The organism is Litorilituus sediminis (assembly GCF_004295665.1).
GTDB classification, from domain to species: domain Bacteria; phylum Pseudomonadota; class Gammaproteobacteria; order Enterobacterales; family Alteromonadaceae; genus Colwellia; species Colwellia sediminis.
Genome location: NZ_CP034759.1, coordinates 3,193,990 through 3,211,429 on the forward strand (window position 1 = coordinate 3,193,990; position 17,440 = coordinate 3,211,429).

At 38.5% G+C, this 17,440-nt stretch carries 16 protein-coding genes, 1 other RNA gene and 2 pseudogenes; 9 read left to right on the forward strand and 10 right to left on the reverse strand.

Translation table 11 applies throughout. The features are described from left to right. Positions 1-56: 56 nt before the first annotated feature. The 6 genes and pseudogenes from EMK97_RS14230 to EMK97_RS14250 all read right to left on the reverse strand — a co-directional run bounded on the left by EMK97_RS14230 (position 57) and on the right by EMK97_RS14250 (position 6,641). On the reverse strand, positions 57-1,304 hold the full coding sequence (locus EMK97_RS14230; protein WP_130603286.1) for a type II secretion system F family protein: 1,248 nt from the start codon (positions 1,302-1,304) through the stop codon (positions 57-59). A gap of 128 nt (positions 1,305-1,432) precedes the next feature. Then, complete coding sequence (gene pilB, locus EMK97_RS14235; protein WP_130603288.1) at positions 1,433-3,133, reverse strand: type IV-A pilus assembly ATPase PilB; 1,701 nt, start codon at positions 3,131-3,133, stop codon at positions 1,433-1,435. 218 nt (positions 3,134-3,351) lie between these two features. Beyond that, positions 3,352-3,651, reverse strand: a pseudogene (locus EMK97_RS19435) (pilin); the annotation flags it as partial. Positions 3,652-3,689: 38 nt separating this feature from the next. Continuing rightward, positions 3,690-3,819: pseudogene (locus EMK97_RS19440) on the reverse strand (pilin); the annotation flags it as partial. Between the two features lie 250 nt (positions 3,820-4,069). Then, positions 4,070-5,929 carry a sulfatase-like hydrolase/transferase gene (locus tag EMK97_RS14245; RefSeq protein ID WP_130603292.1) on the reverse strand — a complete coding sequence of 620 codons (1,860 nt, stop codon included), beginning with the start codon at positions 5,927-5,929 and terminating at the stop codon, positions 4,070-4,072. 70 nt (positions 5,930-5,999) lie between these two features. After that, a complete protein-coding gene (locus EMK97_RS14250) occupies positions 6,000-6,641 on the reverse strand; it encodes a class I SAM-dependent methyltransferase (RefSeq protein ID WP_130603294.1) in 642 nt (213 codons plus the stop codon). A 399-nt stretch (positions 6,642-7,040) separates the two neighbouring features. On the opposite strand from EMK97_RS14250, the gene rplM reads away from it, so the two are divergent. From rplM to EMK97_RS14285, 7 genes are all read left to right on the forward strand, one after another. Next, a complete protein-coding gene (gene rplM, locus EMK97_RS14255) occupies positions 7,041-7,469 on the forward strand; it encodes a 50S ribosomal protein L13 (RefSeq protein WP_130603296.1) in 429 nt (142 codons plus the stop codon). Between the two features lie 3 nt (positions 7,470-7,472). After that, a complete protein-coding gene (rpsI, locus tag EMK97_RS14260; RefSeq protein WP_130603298.1) occupies positions 7,473-7,865 on the forward strand; it encodes a 30S ribosomal protein S9 in 393 nt (130 codons plus the stop codon). Between the two features lie 444 nt (positions 7,866-8,309). Next, the gene (petA, locus tag EMK97_RS14265; protein ID WP_130603300.1) at positions 8,310-8,900 is read left to right on the forward strand and encodes a ubiquinol-cytochrome c reductase iron-sulfur subunit; all 591 of its coding nucleotides are present in this window, start codon (positions 8,310-8,312) and stop codon (positions 8,898-8,900) included. Continuing rightward, positions 8,900-10,165, forward strand: coding sequence for a cytochrome b (locus tag EMK97_RS14270; RefSeq protein WP_130603302.1), 1,266 nt, complete (start codon positions 8,900-8,902; stop codon positions 10,163-10,165). Before petA ends, EMK97_RS14270 begins: the two co-directional genes overlap by 1 nt. Then, positions 10,165-10,863 carry a cytochrome c1 gene (locus EMK97_RS14275; protein WP_211342249.1) on the forward strand — a complete coding sequence of 233 codons (699 nt, stop codon included), beginning with the start codon at positions 10,165-10,167 and terminating at the stop codon, positions 10,861-10,863. The genes EMK97_RS14270 and EMK97_RS14275 overlap by 1 nt, the downstream gene beginning before the upstream one ends. A gap of 114 nt (positions 10,864-10,977) precedes the next feature. Beyond that, a complete protein-coding gene (gene sspA, locus EMK97_RS14280; RefSeq protein WP_130603306.1) occupies positions 10,978-11,619 on the forward strand; it encodes a stringent starvation protein SspA in 642 nt (213 codons plus the stop codon). Beyond that, positions 11,619-12,101 carry a ClpXP protease specificity-enhancing factor gene (locus tag EMK97_RS14285; protein WP_130603308.1) on the forward strand — a complete coding sequence of 161 codons (483 nt, stop codon included), beginning with the start codon at positions 11,619-11,621 and terminating at the stop codon, positions 12,099-12,101. Before sspA ends, EMK97_RS14285 begins: the two co-directional genes overlap by 1 nt. 286 nt (positions 12,102-12,387) lie before the next feature. Here EMK97_RS14285 and EMK97_RS14290 read toward each other — a convergent pair whose 3' ends face one another. The 4 genes from EMK97_RS14290 to EMK97_RS14305 are packed head-to-tail and all read right to left on the reverse strand — an operon-like array spanning position 12,388 to position 15,985. Further along, positions 12,388-12,978, reverse strand: a complete 591-nt coding sequence (locus EMK97_RS14290) for a BON domain-containing protein (RefSeq protein ID WP_130603310.1) — start codon at positions 12,976-12,978, stop codon at positions 12,388-12,390. Continuing rightward, positions 12,979-13,569 (reverse strand): phosphoheptose isomerase, encoded by a 591-nt coding sequence (locus EMK97_RS14295; RefSeq protein ID WP_130603312.1) that lies wholly within the window; start codon positions 13,567-13,569, stop codon positions 12,979-12,981. Positions 13,570-13,626: 57 nt separating this feature from the next. After that, complete coding sequence (locus EMK97_RS14300) at positions 13,627-14,034, reverse strand: YraN family protein (RefSeq protein WP_246028798.1); 408 nt, start codon at positions 14,032-14,034, stop codon at positions 13,627-13,629. Then, entirely contained in the window at positions 14,021-15,985 is a 1,965-nt protein-coding gene (locus tag EMK97_RS14305; protein WP_246028799.1) for a penicillin-binding protein activator, read from the reverse strand. The genes EMK97_RS14300 and EMK97_RS14305 overlap by 14 nt, the downstream gene beginning before the upstream one ends. 91 nt (positions 15,986-16,076) lie before the next feature. On the opposite strand from EMK97_RS14305, the gene rsmI reads away from it, so the two are divergent. Further along, positions 16,077-16,925, forward strand: a complete 849-nt coding sequence (rsmI, locus tag EMK97_RS14310) for a 16S rRNA (cytidine(1402)-2'-O)-methyltransferase (RefSeq protein WP_130603314.1) — start codon at positions 16,077-16,079, stop codon at positions 16,923-16,925. A 79-nt stretch (positions 16,926-17,004) separates the two neighbouring features. After that, an RNA gene (rnpB, locus tag EMK97_RS14315) (RNase P RNA component class A) lies at positions 17,005-17,416 on the forward strand. Positions 17,417-17,440: the final 24 nt, after the last annotated feature.

Consider the following 17,440-nt stretch of genomic DNA (forward strand, 5'->3'; position numbering starts at 1 on the left):
CGAATAATGAGGCTATAAGCGTAAAAAGCAAATATAGCCTCAATAAGGAGTTGATATTAAACAATAGAGCCAATTTGGAAGATAGGTAAGTACATTGCAATGATAAGCCCACCAATTACTACACCAAGGAAAGCCATAATCATAGGCTCTAATAATGCGGTTAAGTTATCAACAGCATTGTCTACTTCTGCTTCATACACATTAGCTACCTTAGATAGCATATCATCTACTGCACCTGACTCCTCACCTATTGCTACCATTTGAATAACCATATCAGGGAAAATGCTAGAGTTACGCATCGCTAAGTTCATTTGCATACCTGAGGCTACCTCATTACGAATTTCTAAAATGGCATCACGAAAAACGGCATTGCCAGAGGCTCCTGCGGCAGATTCCAAAGCATCTATCAGCGGTACCCCGGCAGCAAAGGTAGTTGATAAAGTTCGTGCATAGCGAGCAACAGCAGCTTTTTCCAATAAATCGCCAAAAACAGGCAATTTCAAGATAGCTTTATCAACGTTATCTCTAAATTTTTGATTGCTTCGATGAACTCGCTTAAATAGATATATAAAGGCAAATATAGCCCCTAGACCCATATACCAATACGCCTGCATAAATTCTGATATGGCAATAACTAATAAGGTAAATGCAGGTAGTTCAGCACCAAATCCATTGAAAATATCTTGGAAAACAGGCACTACAAAAATAAGTAAAATTGAGGTGACGATGGCAGCAATGACTAAGACTGAGATAGGATAGGTCATGGCTTTCTTAATTTTTGCTTTTAACGCTTCTGCTTTTTCTTTGTACGTAGCAATTCGGCCGTAGATGGTTTCTAAAGCACCAGATTGTTCACCAGAGGCGACTAAGTCACAATACAAATCATCAAAGTATTTAGGATGTTCTCTTAAACAGTCAGATAGTGGTATACCGGAGGCCAATTTAGTACCAATTTCTGCCAAAAGTTTGCGCATATTACCGTTATCATGTCCCTTGCCTATCATTTCAATGCTTTGCACTAATGGTACACCCGCACCCAACATGGTAGCTATTTGTCTGGTAATAACAGCAATATCGGCAGGCTTTATAGCTTTGTCGCCACCGCCAATGCCAAATAAAGGCTTAGGCTTTTTCTTTACCCTACTTGGCGTGATTCCTTGTTTTCTAAGCTGGGCTTTTAGTTCGATAATATTATTGGCAGGAAGCTCACCATTTATTTTCTTACCTTTGCGATTTACGCCATTCCAGATAAAAACATCGAGTTCTTTGGGTTTATTTGCGGCTTTTTTTGCTGATACTGCCATATTGGTACCTAGTCAATTATATTTCTTTTAAGATATTATTAAATAATAGCTAGTTGAAAGTGATTAATCCATTTGCTGTAAACTTACCTTAAATCCCGCATTATGGCTAGTGAATTAACATAAGGTAATTAACCACTTGTGACACGGTTTACTTCTTCTAAGCTAGTCATACCATTCATCGCTTTAACTAGGCCAGATTGTCTTAAGTTATTGTAGCCTTCTTTTTGGCACTGAGTAGCTATATCAAGAGAGGTGCCACCTTCCATAATAATACTTGCTATGGTCGGTGTTATCTCAATGACCTCATAAATACCGACACGACCTTTATAACCATTAGTACAATGAGTGCAGCCTACAGGTTTATATAAGGTGATTTCTGATAATTTATCTTCAGGGAAACCTTGCTCTTTTAATTGTGCTTCTGATAAATTTTCTTCTCCTTTACATTGTGGGCATAATCGTCTGGCAAGACGTTGGGCAATGATAATAGAAACTGAGCTAGCAACATTATAGGATGGAACGCCCATATTAAGTAAACGGGTTAAAGTTTCCGCTGCTGAGTTGGTATGTAGTGTAGATAAAACCAAGTGACCAGTTTGCGCTGCTTTTATGGCAATTTCGGCGGTTTCTAAGTCACGAATCTCACCAACCATAACTATATCTGGATCTTGTCGTAAGAAAGAGCGTAGTGCACTTGGGAAAGTTAAACCCGCCTTGGTATTAATTTGTACTTGGTTGATACCTTCCAAGTTAATTTCGACTGGATCTTCTGCGGTGGAAATATTGCGCTCTGGGGTGTTTAGAATATTTAAACCGGTATAAAGTGATACTGTTTTACCTGAACCGGTAGGCCCTGTTACTAAAATCATACCTTGAGGCTGTGCTAATGCGTCCATATAAATGGCTTTTTGATCGGCTTCATATCCGAGCATATCAATACCTAGCATGGCACTAGAAGAGTCCAAAATACGCATTACGATTTTTTCACCCCACATAGTGGGTAGGGTGCTTACACGAAAATCTATTGATTTTTTTTGCGATAGCGCTAGCTTAATACGACCATCTTGTGGCACTCGGCGTTCGGCAATATCTAGCTTTGACATAACCTTTAAGCGAGCAGCCATTCTCGCTGCAAGTGAAACAGGAGGTCTTGCAATTTCAGTTAATATACCATCAACACGAAAACGGATACGAAAGGCTTTTTCATAAGGCTCAAAATGTAAATCGGAAGCGCCTTTTTTTATCGCATCTAACAGTATTTTATTGATAAAGACAACAATGGGCGCATCGTCTTCACCAGTAACGGAACTTTCCTCTTGCTTAGTTTCTTGTACATCTAAGCCAGAAAGTTCATCTGAATCAATATCGCTGATATCAAGGGCATCACTTTCATCTTCTAGTACTTTTTCAATGCAAGCTTGTAAGCTCGGCTCATCACAAAGAACAAGCTCTGTACTATAGCCAGTGTTAAATTGTATTTCCTCTAAGGCATCCAAGTTGGTTGGATCTGACATGGCAACGAATAGCACTTTGCCGCGTAAATATAATGGCAGAGCATTGTGCTTAGTAATTAATTTTTCGTTGCGGATGCCTTCAGGAATTAAGCTGGTATCAAAGCTTGAAAGCTGTATTTGTGGGTAACCAAAGTTTTTAGATAATGCTTTTGCGATTTGCTGAGCATCTATGTCTCTATTTTCAACTAAGTAGCGTATGAAGGGCTTTTTCTTATCGGCAAAGTCTGCCCAAATCTCGTCGGCCATCTCTAACGGAACAAGATTTTGTTTGGCAAGCGCAGAGAAAACGCTCGATTGTTGATGGCTTCCTTTCATTGTCTTAGAGATAACCTTTTGGAAATTATAAATTTGTATTACTACATCTGAGTGTAACTTATAAATAGGTAAAAGCACATAAGGATTTGATATTTACGTTTACTATACGGTACTGGCGTTCGTAATGAATAGGCAGATATTGAGAAAATTTATATAGGTAAATTAAGGGGGATAAACAAAAAGCCCTCAGGGGCTTTTTGTTTATGTAGAATAAAGAGTTATCTACATTCAGCGGGTAAGAAACGTTTTTCAATAGTAGTGCCTGTGCCTTTACAGTCCCATTCAACACTACCTGTTATGTTAGTATCACTTAACGGATTACCATTTATTGTTGGAACAAATTGAAGCATCTCTTTACCAGTATCCACACCTTTAATAAGTGATAAGTCTATGGTCACCTGACCCTCATCACCGATAGTCGCTCCATTTATTCTATTAGTCTTAATATTAGTCTGATCGTTTGCAATTTCTGTTTTATAGCGACCGATGCCAGCTAGACCATCCGTACCAAACATTTCTACTACACCAGTACGTAAGGCTGCTGCTGCAACAGCACCTTCAGTAACTTGCGCACGTACCGTGTAATCTTGATAGGCAGGTAAGGCAACTGATGCTAAAATACCAATAATCGCAACAACGATCATTAATTCAATTAACGTGAAACCCTTTTGAGCTGATTTCTTCATTTGTTGTAAATTTTTCATAATTAATATTTCCATTATTTTTTACGGGGGCTGATTTAATACTGCGACAATTTTTTACAAATGTAAAACTTTGTTGCGTATTTTTTTTATTTTTTTGCTGATTTTTCAATAAGCAGCATGTTTATAACGCATTCTTAACGTCAAGTTAACTTTTATTTGCATATATTTTACTTTTTGTCAGTTCAATACATATTTTGGTTTTTAATTGAGCAGAAATATAGCTAGTTCAAATCTACTTAATATCAAGTTGATGCTGTTTAATAAAATTATGCCAATCGACTTTTGGGTTAGCTAATTTTAAGAGGTTAATTTCTTCTTTTGGATCGTCAATTAAGTTAAAGAGGTATCTACTTTCTGTTAAGCCATTATATTTTGATAAAAAGATGTATTTAAATAGACTGCCATCACTAGGATTATAAATAGTTTTAGCAAACGATGCGGAGCGATTAGGAATAACATGGGTAGTAATAGTTACCCCTGATTTTTGTTGCTGTAATGATTTTCCCTTCCAAGTAGGAGCTTTTGCAATATTGACTATATCTGCAATGGTTGGTGCAATATCGTGTTGATTGGCGTAATTGCTTTCTGTTAAATTTAATGAATTATTAGCTGTATCAATTATCATCAATGGTACACGTAGACTTTCGTTATAAAGCCCTTTAATGTGGCCGTAGTAGCCATGTTCATTTAATCCCTGACCATGATCGCCTGTAATAATAATCAAAGCATTGTCAATGTAACCTTTCTGCTTTAGTAGCGTATGGATGCGATAAATAATTAAATCAGCTTGATAAATAGCGTTATCCATTTCATCATGTTTGAGTTGCTCACTAGAGGCATCAGTGGTGGAAAATCTAGCCTCGATTGGTTCACCTTGTAGAAAACCTGGTTTAATGCCATGTACACCTTTACCTAAATATTTGCCATAAGATATTCCAGCTTCGTGTGCAGAAAATAAATGAAAATGAAAGTAATTTGGACTGCCATTATAGTTTGGCCACTTTTCTAAAACTGATATCAAGCCTCTGTCATCATTCAACGGGTAGGCATCAAACCCTATACCATCTAGGTAGAAATCATTTGGATAGTATACCCGTTTAAGGCCGCCAAACGCATGATCTGAGCTAAGTAGAAAATTAACTTGATAACCGTTGTCTTTCAATTTTTGGTGTAAACTATTTTGGCTCGACTCAAGTGAATTTTGTGCTTCAATATTACGTGATGTTAAAATTGAGCGAATTCCGCATTTGGACTCGTCACATAAAGCAAAAGCATGCTTTACTTGATGGCTTGTGTGTTGTGAAATTAAATTATTAATAAAAGGCGTAGTATCTCGGTGGTAACCATAGCTTTGTAACCTATCGGCTCGGAGGCAGTCTACGACAATCATGATAATATTTTTCTTACTATAATCGATATTTTCTTCGCTTTGTGTCACATAGTCTAGTGATTGCGCTACTTCATCTTTAATGCCACCGGCATCATTAACATAATCTAAATGGGGATCTGTATATTCTGATATAAGATCTACGAACATTTCACCAACAAAATACTCCTTAAGGTCATTTTTTGAACGACTTATATTTGAACTTGATAATTGAATAAAAATAATTAAGGAAATTGAGAGGTAATAGAAAGCCGCTTTTTTAGCGCTATAATTTGGCTTTCGCATTGACTTAAATATTCTTATGTAGCCGCATAAAACTACAATATAAACAATGAAAGGAATGACTATCATAATTAAACCTGTCATAAGAGGTTTAAGATAATAATAATGTTCCAGCATTCGATTAATTAAATTTAGATTCAAATTTGCTTTCCAAAAGTAATTGCTAATGGCGTTTCCCGTATAAAGGAAAATTAATATAGTGGAAGCTAAAGCAAATAAGAGTGATTTAAATAGTGGTGAGTTATTAATCACATTAAATGAATCATAGAGTTTAGTGTATGCAGCACATAAGGAATAAATGGCGAGACAAAATAGTGTATGTGTAACGACCAGCTTGAGCGAATAATTATTAAAGAAATAGATGCCTGCCGACGCCAGCATAGATAACAAAATTAAAAATGGCAGTAATTTTTTATGTAGCATTAAGTATTTAACCTTGTTTTGCAGGTACAGTAGAGGATGATAACTTACTAAAATTCAAGCCTATATGGCTTTATTTAGGTTTTTTTATTTGAATAAAAGTGCGCGTTAAGTTTAAAGGAAAAAACTTTAGAGGCACTTTAGTTATGGTGATCTCTGCGCCCAGCTTTGATGCAAGATTTGAAAATATCTCTTCTGGAATGATCTCATAGTTATATAGTGCAGAGATAGAACGCCCCCAAAATTTTGAATTCATTTCTAAATTCAAAATTGAGCCACCAGGCTTTAGCATTTCGTATAGCTTTTCTATCGATACTTTCGGATTGTCGCCATAGCCAATATTGGCGCCTGCACATATAAAATCGAACTCTTCCTTTACTTGAACTATTTTTTCTCCATTTGCAAGTGTAATCACGTGAGGTTGAGAAATATCTGAAACACCTATACTTATTCGCTCACTATTAACATTTAATTTATCTATGTTTTTCTCGAGCTTTTCAAGAAAGTGGCTTTTTATATCTGTAGAGACCAAATTTGCTTGAGGAAAAATTTGCAGGAGAGTTAGCCCTGTTACGCCTGTTCCGCAACCGAATTCAATGATTTTATAGTTGTTGTTTTTTGTTGGAATGTTTAAGTGCAAAAACTGATTAATTTTATGATCAAATCCCGTATTTCGCATTATGGTGTTGTAATAGTTGTAAAACATAGTATCCATTGTTTGTTTATTTCAGTGTTTAACTGATATGTTCAGTTAAAATACTCCTGCCTTTAAACTAACATAATTCAGATATCGCACAAATAAAAAGATTAATGGGAATAGATGTAAATCTTATATTTTGGCGCGATTTTATATGAATAGGATTAATATGAAATAAATCACAAAAGATTAAAAAATGTGCGTGATCTTAGTTAAGTTATTCTGTATAATCCGCGCTCCCTACGTTACAAATGTCTATTATTTTTGATTAATTTCATTAAGCATAATTAATGAATTGTCAGTAAATATGGGCGCTGGACTCGATGCTCGAAGGGGCAATTGCGTAGTCTTTTTAACCGACAAATAATCAATAGATTGTTTGTTATTTAAGTAACATTTTTAAAATTGGGTTTTTTAATGAAAACTTTTGTAGCTAAACCAGAAAGCGTACAACGCGAATGGTTCTTAGTGGACGCCGAAGATAAAACTCTTGGTCGTATCGCTACTGAAATTGCTAGCCGTTTACGCGGTAAGCACAAGCCAGAATACACTCCTCACGTAGACACAGGCGATTACATCGTTGTTGTTAATGCTGAGAAAGTACGTGTTACTGGTAACAAAGCGAAAGGTAAAATTTACTACTCGCATACTGAATTCCCTGGTGGCCTTAAGCAAATTAGCTTTGAAAAGTTAATTGATAAAGCACCAGAACGTGCGATTGAATTTGCTGTTAAAGGTATGCTTCCTAAAGGTCCTTTAGGTCGTGAAATGTACCGCAAGCTTAAAGTGTATGCTGGCCCAGAGCACAAGCATGCTGCACAACAACCACAACTTTTGGAGCTGTAGACAATGGCTGATAATCAATATTACGGTACTGGTCGTCGCAAGAGCTCTACTGCTCGTGTGTTCATGAAAGCTGGTAACGGTGCAATCACAATTAACAAGCGTGACATTTCTGTATACTTTGGTCGTGAAACGGCTCGTATGGTTGTTCGTCAACCATTAGAGTTAGTTGACATGCTAGAGAAGTTTGACTTCAACATCACTGTAGTTGGTGGTGGTATTTCTGGTCAAGCTGGTGCAATTCGTCACGGTATTACTCGTGCATTAATGGAGTTCGATGAAACATTACGTGGTGACCTACGTAAAGCTGGTTTCGTTACTCGTGATGCGCGTAAAGTTGAACGTAAGAAAGTTGGTTTACACAAAGCGCGTAAACGTCCACAATTCTCAAAACGTTAATATTCTTTTCGAATATATGTACAAAAAGCCGACCTTGTGTCGGCTTTTTTTATGGCTGAAATAAAGCATCTAATTAAAAGAGATTATGCTTTACGCATCCAACCCTAAAATAATCAAAAATTCAAACTGTTACCCCTGCTGTATTACGGCTTTAATCTATACATTTTCAGTGGCATTGAAATAGTAATTATTCCCACTTGCAAACAAGAAAATCTTTTCGATAAAACGATTTCATTTTTTTTCGGTATTTAGTGTACTTAGCGGCCTTTTTGCCTTGTAAAAAAGGGGGTATTTCTTTATGATCAGAAAAATTTTTTTATCGATATACCGCTAGGTATGAATTTGAGCTAATTAAAACAAATATTGTGCTTATTTTTGCTCGTGTTTTTTGAAGTAAGTACAAAAAAATAATTGTTTGGTTAGTGTCTTAGTTGGAGAGTATGAATGAGCAATGTGCCTGTGAATAACGGCCGCCGTCGCTTCTTAACTGCTGCTACGGCAGTTGTTGGTGGTGCTGGTGTTGTCGGTGTGGCTGTGCCTTTCATTGGTTCCTGGAATCCAAGTGCGCGTGCGAAAGCTGCGGGTGCTCCAGTTGAAGTCAATGTAAGCAAAATAGAGCCTGGTCAATTAATCCGTGCTGAATGGCGTGGTAAACCTGTTTACGTAGTGCGTAGAACAGAGCAGACAGTAAAAGATTTAGCGAAGCACGATGATCAATTGCGTGATCCTAATTCTGAGATGGCGCAACAGCCTAGCTATGCTACTAACGCGTATCGTTCAATTAAACCAGAGTTCATGGTTGCTCTAGGTGTTTGTACTCACTTAGGTTGTGCTCCAACACATCACAATGGCGACTTTGATCAATTTGTTGAAGGCGTTAGCCAAGGTTTCTTCTGTCCATGTCACGGTAGTAAGTTTGATATGGCAGGCCGAGTATTCCAAGGGGTTCCTGCACCATTAAACTTAATGGTTCCTGAGCATTCGTTTCCAAATGAAGACACCTTATTAGTAGGTGTTGGTCAGGGAGATGCCTAATGTTTGCTAATTTTATGGCTTGGATTGACAAGCGTTTACCTGTAACAGACTGCTGGAACAAGCATTTAGCTCAATACCCAGCACCAAAGAACTTCAACTTTTGGTACTTTTTTGGCTCATTAGCCATGCTAGTACTAGTAAACCAAATCCTAACTGGTGTTTGGTTAACCATGAATTATGAACCATCAGGCGATGGTGCTTTCGCGTCAATCGAATACATCATGCGTGATGTTGATTACGGTTGGTTATTACGTTACATGCACTCTACAGGTGCTTCTGCGTTCTTCGTTGTAGTTTATCTGCATATGATGCGTGGTTTAATGTACGGCTCTTACCAAAAGCCGCGTGAATTATTGTGGATCTTCGGTATGCTAATTTTCTTAGTATTAATGGCTGAAGCTTTCATGGGTTACTTATTACCTTGGGGTAATATGTCATACTGGGGCGCACAGGTAATTATCTCGCTCTTTGGTGCTATTCCTGTTGTTGGTGAAGAGTTAACGATTTGGATCAAGGGTGACTATGTTATCTCTGGTGCTACCTTAAACCGTTTCTTTGCATTACACGTTATTGCTTTACCATTAGTATTAGTTATTCTTGTGTTCTTACACATCCTTGCGCTACATGAAGTAGGTTCTAACAACCCAGAAGGTGTTGAGATTAAGAAGAAAAAAGGTAGTGTTAAGCCGGAAGAATTAAGCAAATTTAAATTCCACAAACAATATTCAGATAAGTACGATATTGTTGATGCGATTCCGTTCCACCCATACTACTCAGTTAAAGATATTATGGGCGTAGCATTCTTCTTATTCTTCTTCTGTTGGGTAATGTTCTTTGCTCCAGAAGGTGGTGGTTACTTTATTGAGGCGCCAAACTTTGAACCAGCAAATGGTTTGAAAACGCCTGAGCACATTGCACCAGTTTGGTACTTTGGTCCTTTCTATACCATTTTACGTGTTGTACCTGATAAGTTATTAGGTGCTGTAGCCATGTTCGGTGCGATTATTATGTTATTTGCTTTACCTTGGTTTGACCGTGGTACAGTGAAATCTGTTAGATATCGTTCTAAAGTTCATTTACTTAACCTAATCCAATTTGCTATTTGTTTCATCGTACTAGGTATTTTAGGTACTATGCCTGCAACACCAACCGCTAACTTAGTTGGTACTATTGCAAGCTTTGGTTATTTTGGTTTCTTCGTTGCTTTATGGTTCTACAGTAAGAATGAGAACACTAAGCCAGTGCCAGAGAGGGTTTGTAAATAATGAAAAAGTTAATTATTGCGATTTTCGCACTAGTACCATTACTAGTCTCTGCTGCTGGTCCTAAACTACCTGTAGATGCAGCAAATAATGATTTAGCCGATAAAGAGTCGTTAAAGCGTGGCTTTAAAACTTATATCAACTACTGTTTAGGTTGTCACCAGTTACAGTACCAACGTTATAACCGCACTTTTGCTGATTTAGGTATTTCAGAGGAAGAAGGTAAAGCTGAGTACATGTACACAGGTGAGAAAGTAGGTGATCACATTACCAACACTATGCCAGCGAAAGAAGCGGCTGCTTGGTTTGGTACTGCGCCACCTGACTTAACCTTAGAAGCGCGTTTACGTAGCCCAGATTGGATCTACACGTATTTACGTTCTTTCTATATTGATGAGTCTCGTCCATTTGGCGTAAACAATACTTTATTTAAAGATGTTGGTATGCCGCATGTATTACAAGACTTACAAGGTGTCAGCACTATCGATGAAAATGGTAAACTATTACCAGCTCAAGGTGGTACCTTAACAGCAGAAGAGTATGATGAAGTAGTACGCGATCTAACTAACTTCTTAGAGTATGTTGGTGAGCCGAATAAACTTGAGCGTAAGAGCTTAGGTTATAAAGTATTAATCTTTATCTTTATCTTCTTTGTTATTTCTTACTTCTTGAAGAAAGAATACTGGAGAGACGTACACTAGAATTTGTGTACGCTAAGCTAAAGTATTGATAGGGCTATTTGATATAAATTATCAAATAGCCCTTTGTTAGTTTTTAGAATTGTAAATTAAAGAATTGTTGGAATAGGAGGCTTTATGGCCGTAGCAGCAAACAAACGTTCAGTGATGACTTTATACTCACATGCTGATGATATGTATAGCCATCAAGCACGTATTGTGTTGGCGGAAAAAGGCGTAGGTGTAGATATTCACTTAGTTGACTTAGCGAATTTACCGGAAGATCTATTGGACTTGAACCCATACGGGACAGTACCAACCTTAATTGATCGTGAATTGGCTTTATATGAAGCTAAGATCATTATTGAATACTTAGATGAGCGCTTCCCGCATCCACCATTGATGCCTGTTTATCCTGTTTCTCGTGGTCGCAGCCGCTTAATGATGCACCGTATTGAGAATGATTGGTACTCGTTAGCTGAAACCATTTTAAAAGGCTCTGCAACAGAAGCTGAAAAAGCACGCCAAGAGCTAAAAGAAAGCTTATTAAGTGTAGCTCCTATCTTAAATGAAGCACCGTATTTTATGAGTGAAGAGTACAGCTTAGTTGACTGTTACTTAGCACCATTATTATGGCGTTTACCAGCGTTTGGCATTGAGTTAGCAGGTCAAGGTTCAAAAGAGCTGAAAACCTATATGCTTCGCTTATTTGAGCGTGAATCATTCCAAGCTTCATTAACAGAAGCTGAGCGTGAATTACGTTTTGGTAGTCCAGCATAATGACAGATTCAAGCCTTGCTTCAATGAGTTCGAACAAGCCTTATTTAGTTAAGGCTTTCTATGATTGGATCTCAGATAATGAGCTGACACCTTACATTGTTGTTGATGTCAATGTCTATGGTGTGCTTGTGCCAATGAATTATGTCGCTGATGGACAAATAGTCCTAAATATTGCATCTTCTGCGGTTGGTCATATTGTTATGGGTTCAGACACCATCGAGTTTAGCGCTCGCTTTGGTGGCAAGCTTGAACATATTACCGTGCCATATGGCGCTATTGGTGCCATTTACGCGAAAGAAAATGGCGCAGGTACATCACTGCCTATTGAACACCCGCCAGAAGAGCAAGAAGCGCTGGAAGAAGTAACGAAAAAGCCTAAAGCAAGCTTAAGTAGTGTTTCTTCTACAGAACAAAGCAGCAAGGCTGATAGCTCAACTAAAAAGAAGAGCAAAAGTAAAGCTAGCTTAAAAGTGATCAAATAATCATTTTTAATGCGCATTAAAAAGCCCCTGAATCTCATTCAGGGGCTTTTTTGTGTCTAAAATTAAGTTTTATTTACTTAAATTTAAATAACCTCATGTTTGCATAAGAAATAGCGCCAAACCTAATCAAATCAATAGGCTACCTATCTTTTTTGATTTCTAGTTAGATATTTTTGCCTGAATTCAAGGCTTTTTGACGTAGGAATAGCTAGCTATTTCACTTCAAAATAACGAAGAAGTCAGTAAAAATAGCTGCTAGAAACGCATGGCTTATGTGAAGCTGAGGTTAAATATACTCAAAAGCCTTAAATACTTTATTAACGCCGCTGATATTTCTGGTGATATCAACAGCAGCGTCAGCTTCTGCTTTCGATACTAAGCCCATTAAAAAGACTTCGGCATTTTCAGTAACCACTTTAATATCTTTCACGTTAACTTTATCGCTGGCAAATAAGGCTGATTTAACTTTAGAGGTTAGCCAAATATCATTAGTTTGCGTGGTAACTGATGTAGTTGAGCTAATACGTATTTGATTATGAACTCTAACAACGCCTTGCACCTCTCCGACAGTTTTAACGGCAAGATCTCTAAGGTAGGTATTGGGTGTTTGACCGACAATTAATAACGAGCCATTAACGCTAACCACATGTAAATTAGTATTTTCTGATAATGCTTTTTGCTTTGCTAACTCATTATGGGCGGTAAATTCTATGGTTTGATCATCCACTTGTTTACCAATAGTGCGTCTGTCTGTTGCCATAGTGGCGCCAACGGTAATTACGGCAACGGTAGCTACTGCGCAGCCTTGTAATGTGGCCACAAGCATTAATAATGCTGCTAGTTTGGCTTTTTTACCGCTAAGGGTTGTTACTAACATTTAAGACTCTCCTTGGGGAAATAAAGTGGTATCAATAATTTCGCATAAGCAGTGTAATACAATGAGATGAACTTCTTGAATTCGCGAAGTACGTGCAGAAGGTACCCGTATTTCTACATCATTTTCACCCAGTAAACCGGCAATATCACCACCGTCATCACCCGTTAGCGCAATAATGGGCATATCACGAGAAACAGCACTTTCAACCGCTTTGATAATATTGGTTGAGTTGCCACTGGTTGAGATGGCAAGTAAAACATCACCGTTATTTCCTAAAGCCCGAATTTGCTTAGAAAACACTTCATCATATTGATAATCATTGGCAATGGAAGTAATGGTTGAGTTGTCACTACTTAATGAAATAGCAGGTAGGCTAGGGCGCTCAGTTTCATATTTATTGAGTAATTGAGCACTAAAGTGCTGTGCATGGCCTGCTGAGCCACCGTTACCGCAGGCAATGATTTTATTGCCACCCAATAGACCTTGAACAATAACCATACCGGCTTGTTCAATGGATGAAGCAAGCATTTCACTGGCGGCAATTTGAGTTTGAATACTTTCAGTAAAGTTGTTTTTAATTTGCTCTAACATGGCTTGATGAACTCCAAGAGAAGACGAAATATACTTGATAATTTTTATTGTTATTTGTTAAAACGCATTTTTAAACCAGTGAATATGAGGTTCTTTTAAATTGCCTTCTAAAGTGACGACATCGAGTCGACAAGGGGTATTATATTCATTTAATCCCTTTTGGTGCAGGTAAAATGTTACGCAATGTTTAATTTTTTTCTGCTTAGCAGCTGAAACTGCCGCGGCTGCGCCGCCATAACCTGTTGATTGGCGATACTTTACTTCAACAAAGACGAGTGTGTTTTGCTCTTGCATGATTAAATCAACTTCGCCACCACGACAGTGATAGTTTTTTTCAATTAAGCTTAGCCCTTGTGATTTTAGGTAATCACTGGCAATTGCCTCTGTTTGCTCGCCTATCTTTCTTGTGGATTGCTCTGTGTTTATATCTAAGTCTTTTTTGCTAAATAGCCTAGTCCATGGCAATTTCTTTCACTCCTTCATTGTGATACTTACCCCATAATAAACTGCGGGTTAAGATATTATCGTCATTTAGTTTTAACACACCAGTTTGCCCGTAGTGCCTGATATAAGGTGCTTGTTGCATTAAGGTGATATTTTCTACCAAGTGGTAACTGTCATAGCCCATGGCAAAAATTCTATGTAAGCTATCACTGCGTTTAGACCAAAGCTGTTTGCTGACTTGAGCCAGTGCTTGATTTTGCTGTTCTGAAGCTAATAACCAAGGAATTTCAGTAAAGGTTAGGCCGTGTAAATCACGACTACTGCTGTTATCGTTTTTGATGCTATGGCTGCGAGAGCTTGCATAAACCGGGATAACAGAGGCAAATGGGCTGATATTTACATCAATATAAGGTTTAACCAGCCGCGTTTGTTTCGGTGAGCCAACCACATAAATCATATCAATATCGCGTCGGTTGCGGGTTTCCGATTTTATCGTTTGTTTTACTCTGCTTTTGAGTTCGTTAATTCTTTCTTGGCTAACATCAACGTCTAAGCTTGATTTAAGGTTCGCCTGCATTTTTTTACCTTTAGCAAAATAAACAATGTCTATATTTTGTCCTGTCATGAGTTGCCACTGATTGGTAAATGCGTTGGCAATACGTTTGCTCACCGCATCTTGGTGGCTTAAAACAATAGGTTGTTTATAGTTGCTTTGACTTAAGGTGCTCGCTGCTTGAATTGCTTCATCTTCAGGGCGCATTGATAAAGCCACTTGGTGAGCTTTCAATGTTTCTTGCCCTGGTAAGTTTAAAATAATGCTAGGGATTGCTGTTGTCCCGCCATCTTTATCTACACTTGCTTGTTCATCAAGGTTGGCTGTTAAAGCTAAGTACTGGGCAACGTTTGCTTTTAATAAGGGGCCAATAACAAAGTCGATATTTAGCGCGGCTAAATCTTGCTGTAACGTTTGCCAATTAAGCTGTGCAGTATCAAAAAAGTGCAGTTTCTTAAATTCATCGCCATTATAGGCAGCTAATACCCCTTGCTGTGCAGCAATACCTGCAGCCTGCTGCTTACCCGTTAATGGTAGTAAAACGGCAATATGCTCTACTGGCTTTTTAGTTAGGTTTGTTGCTAGTAATTGCTGAGCAATTGGTGTAGCAGGATGCGTAGGAAATTGCCTTTGCCATTGCTCTATATAGCGATGTAATTGAGCATTGTCGCTACCAAATTTATGCGCGTATTTGGTCAGCTGTAACCAGCCCTTAGCATAAGGCGCAGGCATTTTTTCTAGCGCCTGTAATTGCCATGTTGATAAACTTTGCAGTTTATTCCACAGTACATTGACAGCTGCTAAGGCTTGTTCCTTTGATTGCTCGGTATTTAATGAAAATGCGTGCAGATCTGCTTGCAGTGCTTCAACAGGCCAAGATTTAGCGCTCAATACCGAACTTAACGTTTGATAATAAGCTAAAGGCAGTAATAGCTCCCTATCAGCGGTATATTGTGCAATCGCTTTTAACTGTTGATAACTTAACTCTATATAGTTTAACGCTAATAAACTCGCTGCTTTAACTAGCATTAGTTCCTGGGTAATTTGGTAATTGCTATGGTCTGCCGAAAAAAGCGTGATAGTTTTATCTGCTAACCACAGTGCCTTATTGTAGTTTTGCTCTGCTAAAAATAGCTGGCTGGACTCTAGCAATTGAAGTCCCGCTTGCTCTATAGGTAATTCTGCCGCTTTGGCTAAACTGCTTTCTCCTGTGACAACTTCTTCTTTAGGTAGTTCTTGCTGTACAGACTCTTTTTCTACTTTTTTAACTGGCTTAGTACTACAGCTTGCTAGAGAAAAAATAATCAGCATAACCATGACTAACAGGCAAAGCGAACTATGAGCTTGAGTAAATGCTTGTGGTAATTTGCGCTTGTAAGATGAGTTTATGGAAGAGGAGGCGAATTTTGTTAGTGCCACAATGAATAAATCCGTGCTATTTGCTATCAATATGGGTTTATAATAAACGTCATCTGTTAAGGTCTCAACTAAATCGAGTGAAGTAAGATAAATGAATGAAACTAGCGTTAATTCCGGCACCTTATATATAGTCGCCACACCAATCGGAAACCTAGCAGATATTAGCCAACGCGCGCTTGATGTTTTATCACAGGTTGATGTAATTGCTTGTGAAGATACTCGCCATACTGGCAAGCTGTTGTCTGCTTTTTCTATCAAGAACTCCACCATGTCGATGCATGATCATAATGAAAGGCAACGACAAGAGCATATTGCCAATTTATTGCAGGAAGGAAAAAGTATTGCCTTGGTTTCTGATGCAGGAACACCACTGATTAGTGATCCAGGTTTTCATCTTGTAAGGCATTGTCGAAGCCTAGGTTTACCTGTATCTCCTGTACCGGGGGCTTGTGCCGCTATTTCCGCTTTGTCTGTTGCAGGCCTGCCAACAGATAGATTTAGTTTTGAAGGTTTCTTACCGTCTAAATCAGGCGCACGAAAAGCAGTGCTTGAATCTTTACAGCATGAAGAGCGCACTATGGTGTTTTACGATGCCCCGCGTAGAGCGATTGATACAGTAAAAGATATCGTGTCAACCTTAGGTGGTGAGCGTTATTTAGTGATAGCCAGAGAATTAACCAAAACCTTTGAAACCATACATTCAGATAAAGCCGATGATTTTCTTATCTGGCTTGAGCAAGATGCCAATCAGCTTAAAGGTGAAATGGTACTCATAATTGAAGGCTATAAAGCGGATGCTAATGATATTCCACCACAAGCCATTAATACCTTAAAGTTATTATTAGCCGAAATGAAGCCGAAAAAAGCCTGTGCCATTGCCGCAGAAATACACGGCGTGAAGAAAAATGCTTTATATGATATTGCTTTGTCGCTTAAATAATCCTATTAAGCTTTATTGTTCATTTTTATCATTGCACAATTTACTTGGCTAGCGCTAAGCATTCCGCTAGAATGCGCGCTGAGTTGACCAGACAATCGCTGCTTTATCGTTGTGCCCAATGTTTCGACAAAGGGTAGACAGATAGAGGGGAGGAAAGTCCGGGCTCCAATGAGCAGGGTGCCAGGTAACACCTGGGCGGCGCAAGCCGACGACAAGTGCAGCAGAGAGAAGACCGCCGATGACCGCGCTTATTTATAAGTGATGGAACAGGTAAGGCTGAAAGGGTGCGGTAAGAGCGCACCGGGCGACTGGTAACAGTTCGCAGCAGGGTAAACTCCACCCGGAGCAAGACCAAATAGGGTTTCATTACTTTAAATAGTATACGCGTGGCTCGCGCGGAAACCGGGTAGGTTGCTTGAGCCTTAAAGCGATTTAAGGCCTAGACGAATGATTGTCCACGACAAAACCCGGCTTATGTGTCAGCTCATATCTCCTTTAAGAAAGCCTTAGCAGAA